At 70.0% G+C, this 16362-nt stretch carries 16 protein-coding genes; 9 read left to right on the forward strand and 7 right to left on the reverse strand.

Translation table 11 applies throughout. The features are described 5' to 3' along the window. Positions 1 to 27 precede the first annotated feature (27 nt). Positions 28 to 1974: a DNA topoisomerase (ATP-hydrolyzing) subunit B gene (gene gyrB, locus ACFY2Q_RS03420; protein ID WP_387127133.1), complete on the reverse strand. Its 1947-nt coding sequence runs from the start codon at positions 1972 to 1974 to the stop codon at positions 28 to 30. A gap of 523 nt (positions 1975 to 2497) precedes the next feature. On the opposite strand from gyrB, the gene ACFY2Q_RS03425 reads away from it, so the two are divergent. Further along, entirely contained in the window at positions 2498 to 3052 is a 555-nt protein-coding gene (locus tag ACFY2Q_RS03425) for a hypothetical protein (RefSeq protein WP_387127134.1), read from the forward strand. Here the strand turns inward: ACFY2Q_RS03425 and ACFY2Q_RS03430 are convergent. Continuing rightward, positions 3037 to 3558 carry a MarR family winged helix-turn-helix transcriptional regulator gene (locus ACFY2Q_RS03430; RefSeq protein ID WP_387127136.1) on the reverse strand — a complete coding sequence of 174 codons (522 nt, stop codon included), beginning with the start codon at positions 3556 to 3558 and terminating at the stop codon, positions 3037 to 3039. The two genes, ACFY2Q_RS03425 and ACFY2Q_RS03430, sit on opposite strands and share 16 nt — an antisense overlap. Before the next feature lie 100 nt (positions 3559 to 3658). On the opposite strand from ACFY2Q_RS03430, the gene ACFY2Q_RS03435 reads away from it, so the two are divergent. Next, positions 3659 to 3886, forward strand: a complete 228-nt coding sequence (locus tag ACFY2Q_RS03435; RefSeq protein WP_387127139.1) for a hypothetical protein — start codon at positions 3659 to 3661, stop codon at positions 3884 to 3886. Positions 3887 to 3894: 8 nt separating this feature from the next. Here ACFY2Q_RS03435 and ACFY2Q_RS03440 read toward each other — a convergent pair whose 3' ends face one another. From ACFY2Q_RS03440 to dnaA, 5 genes are all read right to left on the reverse strand, one after another. Then, a complete protein-coding gene (locus tag ACFY2Q_RS03440; RefSeq protein WP_387127582.1) occupies positions 3895 to 4443 on the reverse strand; it encodes a DUF721 domain-containing protein in 549 nt (182 codons plus the stop codon). 82 nt (positions 4444 to 4525) lie between these two features. Then, positions 4526 to 5659, reverse strand: coding sequence for a DNA replication/repair protein RecF (gene recF, locus ACFY2Q_RS03445; RefSeq protein ID WP_387127141.1), 1134 nt, complete (start codon positions 5657 to 5659; stop codon positions 4526 to 4528). 16 nt (positions 5660 to 5675) lie between these two features. Further along, complete coding sequence (gene gnd, locus ACFY2Q_RS03450) at positions 5676 to 6548, reverse strand: phosphogluconate dehydrogenase (NAD(+)-dependent, decarboxylating) (protein ID WP_387127143.1); 873 nt, start codon at positions 6546 to 6548, stop codon at positions 5676 to 5678. Between the two features lie 40 nt (positions 6549 to 6588). Beyond that, entirely contained in the window at positions 6589 to 7722 is a 1134-nt protein-coding gene (gene dnaN / locus ACFY2Q_RS03455) for a DNA polymerase III subunit beta (protein WP_387127145.1), read from the reverse strand. Positions 7723 to 8530: 808 nt separating this feature from the next. Further along, a complete protein-coding gene (gene dnaA / locus ACFY2Q_RS03460) occupies positions 8531 to 10336 on the reverse strand; it encodes a chromosomal replication initiator protein DnaA (RefSeq protein ID WP_387127584.1) in 1806 nt (601 codons plus the stop codon). Between the two features lie 631 nt (positions 10337 to 10967). Between dnaA and rpmH the strand changes: the two genes are divergently transcribed. The 7 genes from rpmH (at position 10968) to ACFY2Q_RS03495 (ending at position 16162) form a co-directional block, all read left to right on the forward strand. After that, complete coding sequence (gene rpmH / locus ACFY2Q_RS03465; protein ID WP_387127147.1) at positions 10968 to 11105, forward strand: 50S ribosomal protein L34; 138 nt, start codon at positions 10968 to 10970, stop codon at positions 11103 to 11105. 34 nt (positions 11106 to 11139) lie between these two features. Next, positions 11140 to 11556 carry a ribonuclease P protein component gene (gene rnpA, locus ACFY2Q_RS03470; protein WP_387127149.1) on the forward strand — a complete coding sequence of 139 codons (417 nt, stop codon included), beginning with the start codon at positions 11140 to 11142 and terminating at the stop codon, positions 11554 to 11556. 47 nt (positions 11557 to 11603) lie between these two features. Further along, positions 11604 to 11849, forward strand: a complete 246-nt coding sequence (gene yidD, locus ACFY2Q_RS03475) for a membrane protein insertion efficiency factor YidD (protein WP_139584732.1) — start codon at positions 11604 to 11606, stop codon at positions 11847 to 11849. Further along, entirely contained in the window at positions 11846 to 12835 is a 990-nt protein-coding gene (gene yidC, locus ACFY2Q_RS03480) for a membrane protein insertase YidC (protein WP_387127151.1), read from the forward strand. Before yidD ends, yidC begins: the two co-directional genes overlap by 4 nt. A 211-nt stretch (positions 12836 to 13046) precedes the next feature. Beyond that, a complete protein-coding gene (locus ACFY2Q_RS03485; protein WP_387127153.1) occupies positions 13047 to 13679 on the forward strand; it encodes a protein jag in 633 nt (210 codons plus the stop codon). A gap of 4 nt (positions 13680 to 13683) precedes the next feature. After that, positions 13684 to 14586: a 16S rRNA (guanine(527)-N(7))-methyltransferase RsmG gene (gene rsmG, locus ACFY2Q_RS03490; protein ID WP_387127155.1), complete on the forward strand. Its 903-nt coding sequence runs from the start codon at positions 13684 to 13686 to the stop codon at positions 14584 to 14586. Between the two features lie 259 nt (positions 14587 to 14845). Further along, positions 14846 to 16162, forward strand: coding sequence for an AAA family ATPase (locus ACFY2Q_RS03495; RefSeq protein WP_387127157.1), 1317 nt, complete (start codon positions 14846 to 14848; stop codon positions 16160 to 16162). The last annotated feature ends 200 nt before the right edge of the window (positions 16163 to 16362 follow it).

Consider the following 16362-nt stretch of genomic DNA (forward strand, 5'->3'; position numbering starts at 1 on the left):
CCCCCCCCCCCCCCCCACCGCGATCCGTCAGATATCCAGGAATCGCACGTCCTTGGCGTTGCGCTGGATGAACGACCGGCGCGCCTCGACGTCCTCACCCATCAGCACACTGAACAACTCGTCGGCGGTCGCCGCGTCGTCGAGAGTGACCTGACGCAGGGTACGCGTCGCCGGGTTCATTGTGGTTTCCCACAGCTCGGGATAGTTCATCTCGCCGAGGCCCTTGAAGCGCTGGATGTCGTCCGGCTTGGCGTTCGGCTTCTTCTGCTGGCGCAGCGCGATCAGCCCGTCCCGCTCGCGGTCGGAGTACGCGTACTGGGCGTCGTCGCCCTTCTTGTTCCACTTGATCTTGTAGAGAGGCGGGGCGGCCAGGTAGACGTGCCCCATCTCGACAAGCGGGCGCATGAAGCGGAACAGCAGGGTGAGCAGCAGCGTCTGGATGTGCTGGCCGTCGACGTCCGCGTCGGCCATCAGCACCACCTTGTGGTACCGCAGCTTCTCCATGTCGAAGTCGTCGTGGATGCCGGTGCCCAGCGCGGTGATGAGCGCCTGGACCTCGTTGTTCTTCAGCACCCGGTCGATCCGGGCCTTCTCCACGTTGAGGATCTTGCCGCGGATCGGCAGGATCGCCTGGGTCCGCGGGTCGCGGCCCTGCTTGGCCGAGCCACCGGCCGAGTCGCCCTCGACGATGAACACCTCGGACTCGCGCGGGTCGGTGGACTGGCAGTCGGCCAGCTTGCCGGGCATCGAGCCGGACTCCAGCAGCGACTTGCGCCGGGCCAGCTTGCGCGCCTGCTGGGCGGCGATCCGGGCGCGAGCCGCCTGAGAGGCCTTGGTGATGATCATCTTGGCCTCGGCCGGGTTGCGGTCGAACCAGTCGACCAGCCGGTCGTTGCAGACCCGCTGCACGAAGCTCTTCACAGGGGTGTTGCCCAGCTTGGTCTTCGTCTGGCCCTCGAACTGCGGGTTGGCCAGCTTGACCGAGATGATCGCCGCGAGGCCCTCCCGGATGTCCTCGCCGGAGAGCTTCTCGTCGCCCTTGAGCAGCTTCTTGTCGGTGCCGTACCTGTTGACCACGCTTGTCAGCGCAGACCGGAAGCCCTCCTCGTGCGTGCCGCCCTCGTGCGTGTTGATCGTGTTGGCGAAGGTGTAGACCGACTCGCCGTACGACTCGTTCCACTGCATGGCGATCTCGAGCGACATGCCCTCCTCTTCGGCCTCGAACTCGACCACTGTCTTGTGGATCGGGCTCTTCGAGGCGTTGAGGTGGCGGACGAAGTCGGCGATGCCGCCCTCGTAGTAGAAGGTGACCTCGCGCTGCCGGCCGTCCTCCTCCTCGGCCACCCGCTCGTCGAGCAGGTGGATGCGCAGGGCGCGGTTGAGGAAGGCCATCTCCTGCAGGCGTCGGTAGATGGTCTGGAAGTCGAACTCGACGGTCTCGAAGACGTCGGGGTCGGGCCAGAAGGAGACCGCCGAGCCGGTGCGGTCGGTGGCCTCGCCCTTCTCCAGCGTGCCGGGCTTGGAGTTGGTGTAGTGCTGCCGCCACACGGCGCCGGACTTGTGGATCTCGACGAACATCTTGGTGGAGAGCGCGTTCACCACGGAGACACCGACGCCGTGCAGACCGCCGGAGACCGCGTACGCCTTGCCGTCGAACTTGCCGCCCGCGTGCAGGATGGTCAACGCGACCTCGACACCCGGCTTCTTGAGCTTCGGGTGGAGGTCGACCGGGAAGCCCCGGCCGTTGTCGGTGACCCGCACGCCTCCGTCGGCGAGCAGCACGACGTCGATGGTGTCGCAGTACCCGGCCAGCGCCTCGTCCACCGCGTTGTCGACGACCTCCCACACGAGGTGGTGCAGACCGCGCTCGCCGGTGGACCCGATGTACATACCGGGCCGCTTGCGAACGGCCTCCAGCCCTTCGAGAACGGTGATCGACTCTGCGCCGTACTCCTGCTTGTCCTGCGCTGCCACCCTCGGCCACTTTCTCGCGTCGTCCACGCCAAAAACGGGCGCGTCGGGCGCGGGTTCGGCGGACAGGACGCGACGTCGGCGCGCGGACCGGCGCCGGAAACCTCCGGACAGCGGGTCGAACGCGCCGGTCGCCGCGGTTGCCCGCGGATCGCGATCGGCTCGACCCGACAGGGAGAATGATCGGGGGCCATCGGCCCCGTCCCTCGCTCCACACCGGGTCTTCGTCTCACCGTCAATCCTACTGTGCGCGCGGGACAGAACCGCCACTCGGCACCCTCAACGAGGCGGCTGAGATGTCCATAGCCGGCAGAACCCCATTACCCACGACTCCCCCCACACGCCATGCTCCGATCGCACGCGCCGCCCCAAAACGGGTTGACCCGCGGCCGGGTGGGTCGGGGGTCGCGGCCGGACCACCGGTGTCGTACGTTTGCGGCGCTCCGGAAGCGGCCTTGATCTTTAGCGGCCGGAACCGGGACGATCGACCCGATCGACCCGACACGTGCTCTCTAAGAGGTGACAGATGGGGCTGGACAACGTCGCGGTGCACTGGCCGCGGACCGGCCGCTTCTACGATCCGGTGGCTCCCGCCGAGTTCGTCGACTTCGGCGAGATCGTCGACGTGCCCCGGATCTCCGCGCCGACGGCGGCGCTTGCCGAGCTGATCGCGAAGACCGGCACCGTCCGCGCGACCGCGTACACCGAGTTGGTGGATCTCCTGCTCGGTCTCGAAGGTGTGTTGTATGCCACAGACGCCGCAGCCGAGGACGAGGACCCGGTGATCGACCCGGACGGCTGCGCCTGGATCGCGGCCGGCATCGAGCGGTTCGTTGCCGGCCACCGCGCGTACGGCGAGGCGGTCACCTTCGAGTCGGTGAGCACGGTGCTGCGGTCGCTGCTCGGCGACGGCCGGCTCGCCGAACAGCAGCTGCGGTGGCTGGAGAGCCGGCTGGACGCGATGCGGGACGAGAGTGGCGATCCGCCGCAGTGGAACTTCACATGCCCCGAGCTGGGTGTGCTGGCGGCGTTCTACAGGCGCTGCGCCGATCGCGGCTTCGCCGTCTACGCCGACGCCTGAGCCGCTGCGCCGCTCGGCGGGGCCGCTGCGCCGATCTCCGGGGCGGCGGGGTCGCCGCTGGGTCGGTTGGCGGCCGCGATCAACTGCGTGAGCACCCCGTGCAGGTGTTGCAGGTCCTCGGCGGGCAGCCCGAGGCGCTGCACGATCGCGGCGGGGATCAGCTCGGCCTGGCTGCGCAGGGCGGCGCCGCTGGCCGTGAGGGTGACGGCGAGGCTGCGTTCGTCGGCGGCGTCGCGCTCGCGGCGCAGGTAGCCGGCGGCCTCCAGCCGCTTCAGCAGGGGCGACAGCGTGCCCGGGTCGAGCTGGAGCAGACGACTCAGGTCGCGGCCGGACAGCGGCGCGTGCTGCCAGAGCGCCAGCATGACCAGGTACTGCGGATGGGTCAGCCCCATCGGCTCCAGCAGTGGTCGGTAGACGGCCACCACGCTGCGCGCGGCCACCGAGAGCGCGAAACAGACCTGCTGCTCCAACGCCAACGGGTCGACGCCGCCCGGTCGGTCGCTCATCGGTTGCCCTCCCCACTCATGGTTACTATCGTAGCGATCGTTGGTGCACCAACCATTGGTAAGCCAATTACCTGCCAGGCGCGGCGAAAGAAGGCGGCAGATGGGTGAGGACGGCGCGGTCCCGAGGTCTCCGGGCGAGGGCGGCCGCTTGCTGCGCTGGGCCTTCCGGCATCTCGCCGGCCCGGCCGAGGGTGTGCAGGGCGCGGTGCAGGGCGGCTCGACAGAGGCACGCGAGGCGTGGAAGCGCGACCTTGCCGAGCGCAAGCGCTACACCCAAGAGCAGCGCGAACAGAAGCGGGCTGCCCGCGAGGCCGGCCGCAAACGCTGAGGGGCCGCTCAGCCGTAGGTGTCGCGTGGCCCCCGGCCGCGTACCCGGCGCGGTCCCTTCACCCAGGACGGCGCGGCCGGGCCGTGGATGTGCAGCTTGCGCACCACGTTGTGGCCCACCTCCTGAGCGATCTGCTTGAGCAACGAGCCGGCCAGCAGCCGCAACTGGGTCGCCCAGGCGGTCGAGCGTGCCTCCACGGTCAACTCGCCGTTCTCCAGCTTGACCGGGCGGCTGTGCTGGGCGACCTCCGCGCCCACCACCCGCTCCCAGGCGCCGAACACGGTGGCCTCGGCCGCCGGCTGCTGCCAGCCACGCGCCTTCACCAGCCGGTTCAGCACCGCGCTGAGCGGCTGCGGATCGCGCGGGTCGGGGCCGGGGCCGGAGTAGCCACGCAGCCGCCGCCCCGAGTCGCCTGCGCCGCCTCCGGCGCCAGGGGTACGCCGGGCGCGGGCCGCCGCCTGCCGCCGGGACAGCGCCGCGTCGAGCACCGCCCGCGCCAGCTCCGGCCCGGTCGCGGCCTCCGCCTGCCCACCGCCGTCGGCACCGGCCGCAGGCACCCCCGATCCGGGGGTACGCGTGTTCGCGGCGTCGCCGGACGGCCGGCCGGTCCGCCCGGTGTCGTTCCCGTTGGCGCGTGGCTCACTCGACACGGCGTACCGTCCCTTCGCCGACCTGATAGCGGGTGCCGCGCAGGGCGGCCGGCACGTCATCGTCCACCGCGCAGGTGACGAGCAGCTGACTCGCCCCGCTGACCAGCTCGGCCAGCCGTTCCCGCCGCCCGGTGTCCAGCTCGGCGAATACGTCGTCGAGCACAAGCACCGGCTCGATTCCGTCGGCGCGCAACAGGTCGTACCCGGCCAGCCGCAGCGCGAGCGCGAACGACCAGCACTCGCCGTGGCTGGCGTACCCCTTGGCGGGTAGTGGGCCGAGGCTCAGGGCGAGTTCGTCGCGGTGCGGGCCGACGAGGGTCGTGCCCCGTTCGATCTCGGCGGACCGCGAGGCGGTCAGCGCGGCGGTAAGCGCCTCGGCCAACGTGGCCCGGTCGGTGGTCGGCTCGGCCAGCTCGATCGAGGGCCGGTAGGCGATGCTTGCCGCGCCCCGTCCCGCGGCCACCGCGTCGTACGCCTTGGCGACGTGCGGGGTGAGCGCCGCGACGAGCTCCAACCGCCCAGCGAGCAGCTCCGCGCCGTGCTGGGCCAGGTGGGTGTCCCAGACGGCGAGGGTGCCGAGGTCGCCGCCCCGGGTGCCGCCGGTCTTGCGTGCCAGGTACGCGGTGCGCAGCAGGGCGTTGCGCTGCTTGACCACCCGCTCGTAGTCGGCCCGTACACCCGCGTAGCGGGGCTGGCGGGTGACGAGCAGGTCGTCCAGGTAACGGCGGCGTTCGGACGGATCACCCCGGACCAGCTCCAGGTCCTCCGGAGCGAAGAGCACAAGTCGCAGTGCGCCGAGCACGTCCCGGGCCCGTCGCGCCGGGGATCGGCCCAGCCGGGCCCGGTTGGCCTTGCCGGGCACGATCTCCAGCTCGACAAGGAGTTCCCGGCCGTCGTGCGCCACCGCGCAGCGGATCACCGCCGAGGTGGCGCCCATCCGGACGAGCGGCGCGTCCGTGGCGACCCGGTGCGAGTCCAGGGTCGCCACGTAGCCGAGCGCCTCGACGAGGTTGGTCTTGCCGACGCCGTTGGCGCCGATCAGGACGTTCGCCCCCGGTTGGAGGTCGACGGCGACCCGCTCGTACGAGCGGAAGTCGACGAGTTCCAGCCGGTGGACATACACAGGGTGTGGATACCGCTCAGCGCTTGTGGACGGCGTGGCCGCCGAACTGCTGACGCAGCGCGGAGACGGCCTTCATGGCCGGTGAGTCGTCCTGCCGCGAGGCGAAGCGGGCGAACAGGGAGGCGGTGATGACGTTCAGCGGCACGGCCAGCCGGACGGCCTCGTCGACAGTCCAGCGACCCTCGCCGGTGTCCTCGGTGTAGCCGCTCAGCTCGGCCAGCTCCGGGTCCTCGTCGAGGGCGCGGTCCAGCAGGTCGAGCAGCCAGGAGCGCACGACGGTGCCCTCCCGCCAGGACTTGATGACCCCCGGGACGTTTGTCACCAACTCGGAGGCGGCCATCAGCTCGTAGCCCTCGGCGTAGGCGTGCATGAGGCCGTACTCGATGCCGTTGTGCACCATCTTCGAGTAGTGCCCGGCGCCGACGGGACCTGCGTGCACGAAGCCGAACTCGCCCTCCGGCTTGAGCGCGTTGAAGATCGGCATCAGCCGGTCCACGTGTTCCTGGGCGCCGCCGACCATCAGCCCGTAGCCGTTCTGCCGGCCCCAGACGCCGCCGGAGACGCCGACGTCGAGGTAACCGATGCCCTGCTCGTTGAGCCGCTCGGCCCGGGGCGCGTCGTCGCTGAAGCGCGAGTTGCCGCCGTCGATGATGATGTCGCCCTCGCCGAGCACCCCCGCGAGCTCGTCGATCGTGGCGTCGGTGACGCCGGCGGGCACCATGACCCAGACGGCGCGCGGCGACTCCAGCTTGCCCGCCAGCTCGGCGAGGCTGGCCGCGTCGCTCAACTGCGCGTTGTGATCGAAACCGACCACCTCGTGGCCGGCTGCCCGCAACCGCTCGCGCATGTTGCCGCCCATCCGGCCGAGTCCTACCAGGCCGAGCTGCATCTGTCCCTACCTCCGTGGATCTGGGTGTTGCTGGACGCGATCAGCGGGAGACGCGGATCGGCATGATGAGGTACCGGTACCCCGGAATGACCTCTCCATCCTCACCGGCGGGCGAGATCACCGCGGGCTTGAAGGCGTCGACGAACGAGAGCATGGCGGTCTGGGAACCCAGGTTGGACAGGCCGTCGATGAGGTACTGCGGGTTGAAGCCGATGGTCAGCGCCTCACCCGTGAAGGTGGCCTCCATCGCCTCGCTGGCCCGGGCCTCCTCGGAACCGCCGGCCTCGACGACCAGCCCGTCGGCGCTGAAGCTGAGCAGCACCGGGGTGGTGCGCTCGGCGACCAGCGCGACCCGCTTGACCACCTCGATCAGGGTGCTGACCGGCACCCGGGCCTCGGCGTTGTGGGTGGCCGGGAAGAGCGAGCGCACCGGCGGGTAGTTGGCGCCGTCGAGCAGCCGGCTGGTGGTGCGCCGGGTGCCACCGGCGAGGCCGACCATGCCCTCGCCGGCCGCGCCCTGGGCGAGGGCGAGGGTGACCTCGCCACCGATCGGACCGAGCGCCTTGGCGGTGTCGTTGAGGGTGCGGGCCGGCACCAGGGCGTTGATGCTGACGTCGGGGTCGTCCGGCCGCCATTGGATCTCGCGCAGCGCCAGCCGGTACCTGTCGGTGGCGAGCATGGACAGGGTGCTGCCGGAGAGTTCGACCCGGACACCGGTCATCATCGGCAGCGTCTCGTCGCGGCCGGCGGCGACGGCCACCTGAGCGACGGCGGTGGCGAACGCGGCGGCGTCGACAGTCCCGGCGCTCTGCGGCATCTCGGGCAGGGCGGGGTAGTCCTCCACAGGCATGGTGGGCAGGGTGAACCGCGCGCTGCCGCAGACCAACTCGAGGTGGGCGCCGACCGCGGCGATGTCCACCGGCTTGGCCGGCAGCGCCTTGGTGATCTCGGCGAGCAGCCGGCCGGAGACGAGGGCGGCGCCGTCGGCGTCACCCTGCACCTCGACGGTGACCTGGCTGGAAACCTCGTAGTCGAACCCGGAAACCCGCAGGTTGCCGTCGGTGACGCGCAGCATCACCCCGGCGAGCACCGGCACGGATGGCCGGTTGGGCAGGCTCTTCGCGGTCCACGCCACGGCCTCGGCGAGCGCGTCGCGCTCCACTCGGAACTTCATCAATGCCTCCGCGTCGACGTCAGCGACAACTCTCTCATGCCGACCGCTGCCTACCGTCCCGCCCGACCGTGCGGGTACCCATCGCACCTTAGGGCGCGGGGGCATCGGCTGTGCGTCCGACCCCATGGATCGTGTCGATGCTGACCGGCCTGTCCGGCAGCGTTCGGCACGATCCACAGAAAGCCCAACGGTGATGATTGGTTTTTGTTCTCTTAGAAGAGATAACCCATCGTCTTCATCGCACCTGTGCAAACTGTGGAGAACTCAAGTTTGCGCAGCTCAGACAGGTTATCTACAGGTGATTTAGCTGTGGAGAACCGGGGGTACAACTGCCTCCTGTGTCCACAGCCCGGCGACGACGGCCGGTTGTCCACCGTTGTCCACCGGTTGTCCACCGGTAATCCACCGACTTTCTCCCCATGCCTGTGGACAGCCGAGAAGATCACCATTGGGGTTGTCCCCAGAACCTTCAACAGCTCGTACACAGGGCAATGATCAACGGTGGACAACGTCGCGGTCGTCCACAACCGTCCACAACGTCATACACAGGGTTTCTCCACAGCCTGTGGGTAACTGTCGAGGGACGGACCGTAGTTATCCACCGACGGTGGACAACGAGCTGTGGACAACGATTGAGCATCGAGGCGGACACGGCGTCGATCCTGTGGTCTGCACCATGTCGAGGGTCAAGCCGAAGCCGTCTCCAGAGCCGAAACGAGCGCCGCCGGAGCCGGGTCGGAGCCGAAAAAAGAACGCCCGGCCGGAGATCCGGCCGGGCGTGTCCCGGGCTTGCGTGCCGCCGTACCCCTCAGGTGTTCTGCTTGATCCGGTTGGTCAGCTCGGCGATCTGGTTGTAGAGCGAGCGACGCTCGGCCATCTGCTGCCGGATCTTGCGGTCCGCGTGCATGACAGTGGTGTGGTCCCGGCCGCCGAACGCCTGCCCGATCCGGGGCAGTGACAGCTCGGTCAGCTCCCGACACAGATACATGGCCACCTGGCGGGCGTTGACGAGCACCCGGGAGCGGGACTGACCGCGCAGGTCCTCCAGGCTCACCCCGAAGTAGTCGGCCGTGGAGACCATGATCTGGTCGGCCGTGATCTCCGGGCCGGCGCCGTCCGGGATGAAGTCCCGCAGGACCTCCTCGGCCAGCGACAACTCGACAGTCGACCGGGTCAGGCTGGCGAACGCGGTCACCCGGATGAGCGCGCCCTCCAGTTCCCGGATCGAGTTCGACACCCGGGAGGCGATGAACTCCAGCACGTCCGGTGGGGCGTAGAGCCGCTCCTGCGCCGCCTTCTTCTGCAGGATCGCGATCCGCGTCTCCAGGTCCGGAGGCTGGATGTCGGCGAGCAGACCCCACTCGAAGCGGGTCCGCAGGCGGTCCTCCAACGTCGCCAACTGCTTCGGTGACCGGTCGGACGTGATCACAATCTGTTTGTTGGCGTTGTGCAGGGTGTTGAAGGTGTGGAAGAACTCCTCCTGCGTACGCTCCCGGTTCTCCAGGAACTGAATGTCGTCGATCAGCAGGATGTCGACGTCGCGGTAGCGGCGCTGGAACGCACTCGTCTTGTCGTCCCGCAGCGAGTTGATGAAGTCGTTCGTGAACTCCTCGGTCGACACGTACCGCACCGACCGCGCGTTGCCAAGCGTCGTGGCGTAGTGCCCGATCGCGTGCAACAGGTGGGTCTTGCCCAGCCCGGAGCTGCCGTAGATGAAGAGCGGGTTGTACGCCTTCGCCGGCGACTCGGCCACCGCGACGCTCGCCGCGTGGGCGAAGCGATTCGACGAGCCGATGACGAACGTCTCGAACATGTACTTCGGGTTGAGCCGGTTGCCGCCGGTGTCGGTGCCGGGCAGCCGACGGTCGTCGCGCCCACCGGTGCGGTGGTCCACTCCGCCGCGGCCCGGACCGCTGTCCGTTCCGCCGTCGCGGGGCAGCGGACGGATCACGTGCTGGTCCCGGGGTGATCGGGCGTCCTCGCGGTAGCGGGGCTCGTAGGGCCGGGTGTCCGGGCCCGGCGGGTCCAGTCGGGCGGCCTGGTCGTCGTAGCCGCGTCGGTCCGACGCTGGCCGAGGTGACCGCATCGGCTCCACGAACGCGGCGCTGAACAGCGCCTCCTGCCCGTCCCGGCTCGCCGGGATCAACCCGGAGCGGTGCCCGTCGACAGCCGGCGCGGGCGGCGGACCGGCCGGGTCGCGCCCCGGCTGCTGCTGTTCGGGAACGATCGTGTCGGCCGGCGGCCGTCCGGAGTACCCGTCGTCGAGCGAGCCGGACAGCGGGATCTCGCCGTCGGCCGAGCCCGGCTCCGGGGCGCTGCGGTAGACGGTGCCGGCCGGGCGTCCGGTGGCGTCCTCGGCCACGCGCACGGTCACCGCCACCTGAATGGGTCGGCCGAGCCGACGGGTCAACGCCTCGGTGATCGCCGGACGCAGCCGCGACTCGATCACATCCCGGGTGAAGGCGTCCGGGACGGAGAGCAGCGCGGTGTCCTCGACGATCGCCCGTAGCCGGGTCAGCCGAAGGTAGGCACGCTGCTGGGCGGAGATGATCTCGTCGGCGAGCTCGTCGGTCGCCGCTAACCACACCGCGGCAAGGTCGGTCGTACCGGCCACCGTCGTGCCACCCCCTCGCCTCTGCTCCCGGCCGCCGCTGTCTGCCAGCCGGCCGTCCCGGGCCCGCCGCGTGCGCGGGTGGAACATCACCCACCCGGACAACTGCCAGTGGGTCATCCACAGGTTATCCACAGCCTGTGTACCGACCGATTGTGGCCGTCCGGCGGACGCGGGTGGGACCTGCCCCCTGCCTGACCGGGCGCTGAAGCGGGTTCACCGTGCCGAACGATTCACCGGCGTGTCCGGTCTTGCCTGCGCGCGACGACCGGAGCTTCCGACGCTCACCGCAATCGGGCACGGTAACAGCGTTGTCCCTGCCCCATCAACCGGCGACGCGGCAGCGGCCTTGTCGGCATCAGCGAAAACCGCCCCTTCGGTCCCGGGCGCGTCCCCGATGGTGGCCGCTGGGGATGTTTGACGGTCATTGCGCCCCTGCGTAGGCTGGAGGGGCTGCTCTGTCGTCCTCTGCTAGGGTGATGGGTGTTTGCTGTCCACGGTCGCATCCCCTCGTCGCCGAGGTCCCGCTCCGCAGGGCAGCACCGATCGGTGGTCACCGTCGAGGTGGCCTGGACCACCCCACGACCCCGGCGATTCCGTCGCGCGGGGCGCGTACGAAAACGGAGAGCCTGACGTGAGCAAGCGCACCTTCCAGCCGAACAACCGCCGGCGCGCGAAGACCCACGGCTTCCGGCTGCGCATGCGCACCCGTGCCGGCCGTGCCATCCTGTCGAGCCGTCGCGCCAAGGGTCGCACCACCCTGTCGGCCTGAGCCGACCGGGCCGGTCCGGGGGACGTGGGCAGTCGTGCTGGCCGCTGCGCAGCGACTGCGGCGCAGCACTGACTTCGCCGCAGCGGTTCGCGGTGGCCGACGCGCCGGACGAGGCGCCGTCGTGGTCCACCTGACCGTGCCGGTGACCGCCGACACCACCACAACGACCTCGCCGAAGCCGGTGCGGGATGCCGGCGCGGAGCAAACTTCCGCGCCGACCCGCGCCGGCTTCGTCGTGTCCAAGGCAGTGGGCAACGCGGTCGTCCGCAACAAGGTCCGGCGCCGGCTCCGTGCGCTCGTCCGCGAACGACTTGTCGCCTTGCCCGCCGGCAGTACATTGGTCGTCCGGGCGTTGCCCGCAGCAGCCGAGGCGTCCTACCCCAGGCTCGCCGCCGACCTGGACACCGCCATCGCGGTTGCCCGGTCGCCCCGAGAGAGGCGGTCCCGGTGAGCACCGAACCGACCTCCGCCGCGCGCCCGACGTCAACAGGTGCCAAGGTGCTGATCGCGCCCATCATCGCGTACCGTCGGTGGATAAGTCCGGCACTGCCGGCCCGCTGTCGGTTCTACCCGTCGTGCAGTGCGTACGCCCAGGAGGCAGTGGCCCGACACGGCGCGCTCCGGGGAGCCGCGCTGGCGGTCCGGCGGCTGTTGCGCTGCCACCCCTTCCACCCTGGTGGACATGACCCGGTGCCGGAGCCGGGCGGTCGCCGCCGTGCCGATGTGACTGGAGCACCGAATTGAGTCTCGACTGGATCTACTACGCGATTTCGTGGATCCTGCTGACCTGGCACTCGGCCTGGGACGCCATCGGGGTGCCCGTCGGCGCGGTGATCGGTACCAACTTCGCCTGGATCCTGTCCATCGTCTTCCTGGTGGTCACCGTCCGGGTGATCCTGTTCCCGGTCTTCGTCAAGCAGATCAAGTCACAGCGCGCGATGCAGGCCCTGCAGCCCAAGGTCAAGGAGCTGCAGGAGAAGCACAAGGGTGACCGGGAGACGCTCCAGAAAGAAATGATGGAGCTCTACAAGAAGGAGAAGGCCAACCCGCTCATGGGTTGCCTTCCGATGTTCCTTCAGATCCCGGTCTTCCTCGGCCTCTTCCACGTGCTGCGCCGTCTGGACCCGGACAAGGGGAACAAGACCCTCTACGGCTGGACCGCCGACCAGTTCCAGAGCGCCTCGAACGCGAAGCTCTTCACCGCCCCGATCGCCGGCAAGTTCGGCTCCACCGCCGACGAGCTGGCCAGTCTTGGCGCCAACGGCTCCACGGTCAAGATCATCGCCGGTGTCCTGGTCCTCATCATGATTGCGACCACCTATCTGACCAGCCGTCAGATGATCCTCAAGACCGGTTGGGCGGAGGACCCGCAGCAGCGGATGATCCAGCGGTTGATGCTCTACGGCATCCCGGCGTCGCTGCTGATCTCCGGCGCGATCTTCCCCATCGGCGTGATCATCTACTGGGTCACGAACAACCTCTTCACCCTCGGCCAGCAGCAGTGGGTTCTGCGCAAGTTCCCGCCGCCGGTGACCGCGAAGAAGGCCACCGCTCCGGCCGCCTCCCGTAACCCGGTGCAGCCCGCCAAGTCCGGTGGCCTGTTCGGTCGCGGCAAGTCGGCCCCGCCGGCGCCGGTCAAGGCGACCGCGCCCAAGGTGGCCGGGCCGAAGCCGGGCGCCAAGCCGGTGAACAACCCGAAGAAGAGTCGCCCCGCCAAGCGGCAGGGCTGAGCTGTCAGGGCCGCCGCCGGGTGACCGGCGGCGGCCCGTTCCGCGCCGTGCAGCCGCCGGAAGGTCGGCGCCGGGCGGAACCGGCCGCGCGCGACGCGGTCACGGGCGACACTGCCCGTACAGACGTGCCCGTGGGCACCGGCGACCTCCCGCCGGCCACGGGAAACCAGCGGACCCGACGGTCCGGACGAGCGAGTACGGAGATGAGACCGTGACCGAGACCAGCATCCCCCGCGTCGAACAGCCCCTGGACGAGGAGGACACCGCGCCCCTCGCGGTGAACGGCGACACCGAGTCGGACGAGTCGGACGACGACGACACCGAGGCCGATGACACCGACACCGCTGCCGTCGCGGGTGGCCGCGAGAAGAAGGCGGCGGGCGAGGGCGAGCTGTTCCGGCAGAGCGAGATCGCGGCCGACTACGTCGAAGGGCTGCTGGACATCCTCGACTACGACGGCGACATCGACGAGCTGGTCGCCGGTGGCCGGCCGGTGGTCGAGGTGGTCGGTGCCCGACTGCAGAACCTGGTCGGTCAGCGGGGCGCCACCCTGGAGGCGCTTCAGGAGCTGACCCGGCTCGCCATCTTCCGGCAGACCGGCACCCCGAGCCGGCTGCTGCTCGACGTCGGTGGCTACCGGACGACCCGCCGCAAGGAACTCGCCGCGGTCGCCAAGAACGCGGTCGAGAAGGTCAAGGAGTACGGCGAGCCGGTCCGGCTGGAGGCGATGTCCGCGTTCGAGCGCAAGTGCGTCCACGACGTCGTCAACGCCATGTCCGGCGTGGCGAGCGAGTCCGAGGGCGTCGAGCCGAACCGGCGCATCGTCGTACGGCCGGCGGACTGACCGGGTGACCCACGACGACACCACGGCGGACGCCGTGACCGGCCCGGGCGGTACGCCGCCCGGGCCGTCCGCTGTCCGGCCGACGGCAACCCCTGATCCCATGAGGTACGACGCCGACGGCGATACCCCGTCTGTCGATGACACCTCCTCGACGGACCACCCCGATGGCGACGGTCCATCGCCCGCCGACGCGGCACTTCCGCCCGAACTGGCTCCGGCGGCGCTGGCCCTCTTCGGCGACCGACTCGACCTGGCCGCCGCGTACGCCGAACTGCTTGTCACCGACGGCGTGGTCCGCGGTCTGATCGGCCCCAGGGAGGCGCCCCGGATCTGGGACCGCCACCTGCTCAACTGCGCTGCCGTGGCGGAGCGAATCCCGGCCGACGCCACAGTGCTCGACGTCGGCTCCGGCGCCGGCCTGCCCGGCATCGTCCTGGCCATCGCGCGCCCCGACCTGACTGTCACCCTGATCGAGCCGCTCGCCCGGCGGACGTCGTTCCTGATCGAGGCCGTCGAGCGACTCGGTCTGACCAGATCGGTGCGGGTGTTCCGGGGTCGGGCCGACGAGGCCGCAAGCGGATCGACAGGCCGGGAACCGATAAGCGGAGACGTGGTGACCGCCCGTGCGGTCGCACCGCTGGACCGGCTGGCGGCCTGGAGCCTGCCGCTGGCTGTACGCGGTGGACGGCTGCTGGCCCTCAAGGGATCCTCCGCCGCAGCGGAGATCGAGGAGCACGCCGACGTCGTGGCGCGGCTCGGTGGCGGCTCGGCGACCGTCCACCTCTGCGGTGTCGACGTGATCGAGCCGCCGACCACCGTCGTGGAGATCATTCGCGAGCGCATGGTCGGCCCGCCCCGGCCCGCCGCAAGCAAGCGCTCCCGTGGCGGGCGAGCACGGCACCGCTGACACCCATCGCGCCATCGGACGTCCGGTCAGTGGGTTGCCTCGTTGTACCCGTACGGATGGAACGAGGGAATGAGAACCCGACGTGGACCGGCCGCGCCCGTCCGCCGTAGGCTGACCGCGCGTCGATAGTGTGGAGCGGCCGACGGACGTCGCGGACTCCGACCGCTCCCGAGGGGCCGTACGCTCCGGGGTGCGAGCGCGGGTGCGGCCAAGTTGACCGGGGCGCGGACCGACCATCCGAAGCGGGCAGGGATGACAGGTGCATGACGACGGCAGGTACGACGATCCACGCGTGACCGGGTCAACCAGCGATCCTGTTTCACGTGAAACCGACTACCCGAGCTGGTCGCCCGGCGCGCCCGGGTCGTCTCCTCCTGCGGCGGAAGACGATCCGCAGGTGTCGCGGGACGAGCCGGCGGGTCAACCCCACCGGGTGGAGACGCCGGAGCCGACGGCTGCTCGTCGAGCGGCGGAGGGGCCGACTCGGCCGGGCAACGCCGCCGAGGTGCGGCCGACGTCGGGCCGGCGGAACACGGCTGCGGCGGTCCGCTTCGAACCGGCAGTCCCGCACCAACCCACGGCTGCGGTGGCTCGGGATGCCGCGCCGGTAATCCCCGATGTGCCAGCCGCGTCGGTCGAGTCGCCGGTCGCGTCCGATCCCACGTACGTTTCACGTGAAACCCCGACGCGCGAAGAGGATGAGGACCCACCCTTGGCTATGGAGGCGATGCGCGCCGTGCAGATCCTGAATCCCAGTGGCGAGGTGACCATGCCTCGACCGGACCGGACCCGGGTCATGTGCGTCGCCAACCAGAAGGGCGGCGTGGGCAAGACCACGACCACTGTCAACCTGGCGGTGGCACTCGCACTGCACGGCAACCGGGTGCTCGTGGTCGATCTCGACCCGCAGGGCAACGCCTCTACCGGCCTCAACGTGCCGCACCACACAGGCATCCCGGACGTCTACGACTGCCTCATCAACAGCGTGCCGCTGGCCGAGGTGGCGCAGGCCGTGGAGGGCATCCCCAACCTCTGGTGCGTACCCGCCACGATCGACCTCGCCGGAGCGGAGATCGAGCTGGTGTCGGTGGTGGCGCGAGAGTCGCGCCTCGACCGGGCCATCGCCGCCTATCCGGGCCAGTTCGACTACGTCTTCATCGACTGCCCGCCCTCGCTCGGCCTGCTCACGGTCAACGCGCTGGTCGCCGCGCAGGAGGTGTTGATTCCGATCCAGTGCGAGTACTACGCACTGGAAGGGCTCAACCAGCTGATCAACAACATCAACCTGGTACGGCAGCACCTCAACCCGAAGCTCGACGTCTCCACCATCCTGCTGACCATGTACGACCGCCGTACCCGGCTGGCGGATGCGGTCGAGCAGGACGTCCGGAACCACTTCGGCGACAAGGTCCTCCAGGCGGTCATCCCCCGTAACGTCCGGGTCTCCGAGGCGCCCAGCTATGGCCAGTCGGTGATGACCTACGATCCCGGTTCGCGGGGCGCGACGAGTTACTTCGAGGCCGCCCAGGAGATCGCCGAGCGGGGCGTCAAGGAGCCGGTGGGCCGGAATGCGTAGTGCGGACGAGTCGCTGGGAGGCGTGGCATGAAGAACCGTCCTCGGGGCGGTCTGGGACGAGGCCTGGGTGCGCTCATTCCGACCGGGCCGGTGCCGGGTGCCGCCGGCACCATGACGGTCGAGCCGGAGAACGGGCACGTCGACGTCGACGAGGGCTCGGCGACCCCAGTCGTGTCGGCTGCGCCCGCCAGCGCTCCGGT

Origin of the sequence: Micromonospora sp. NPDC000316 (assembly GCF_042898885.1) — a bacterium.
Taxonomy (GTDB): Bacteria; Actinomycetota; Actinomycetes; order Mycobacteriales; family Micromonosporaceae; genus Micromonospora.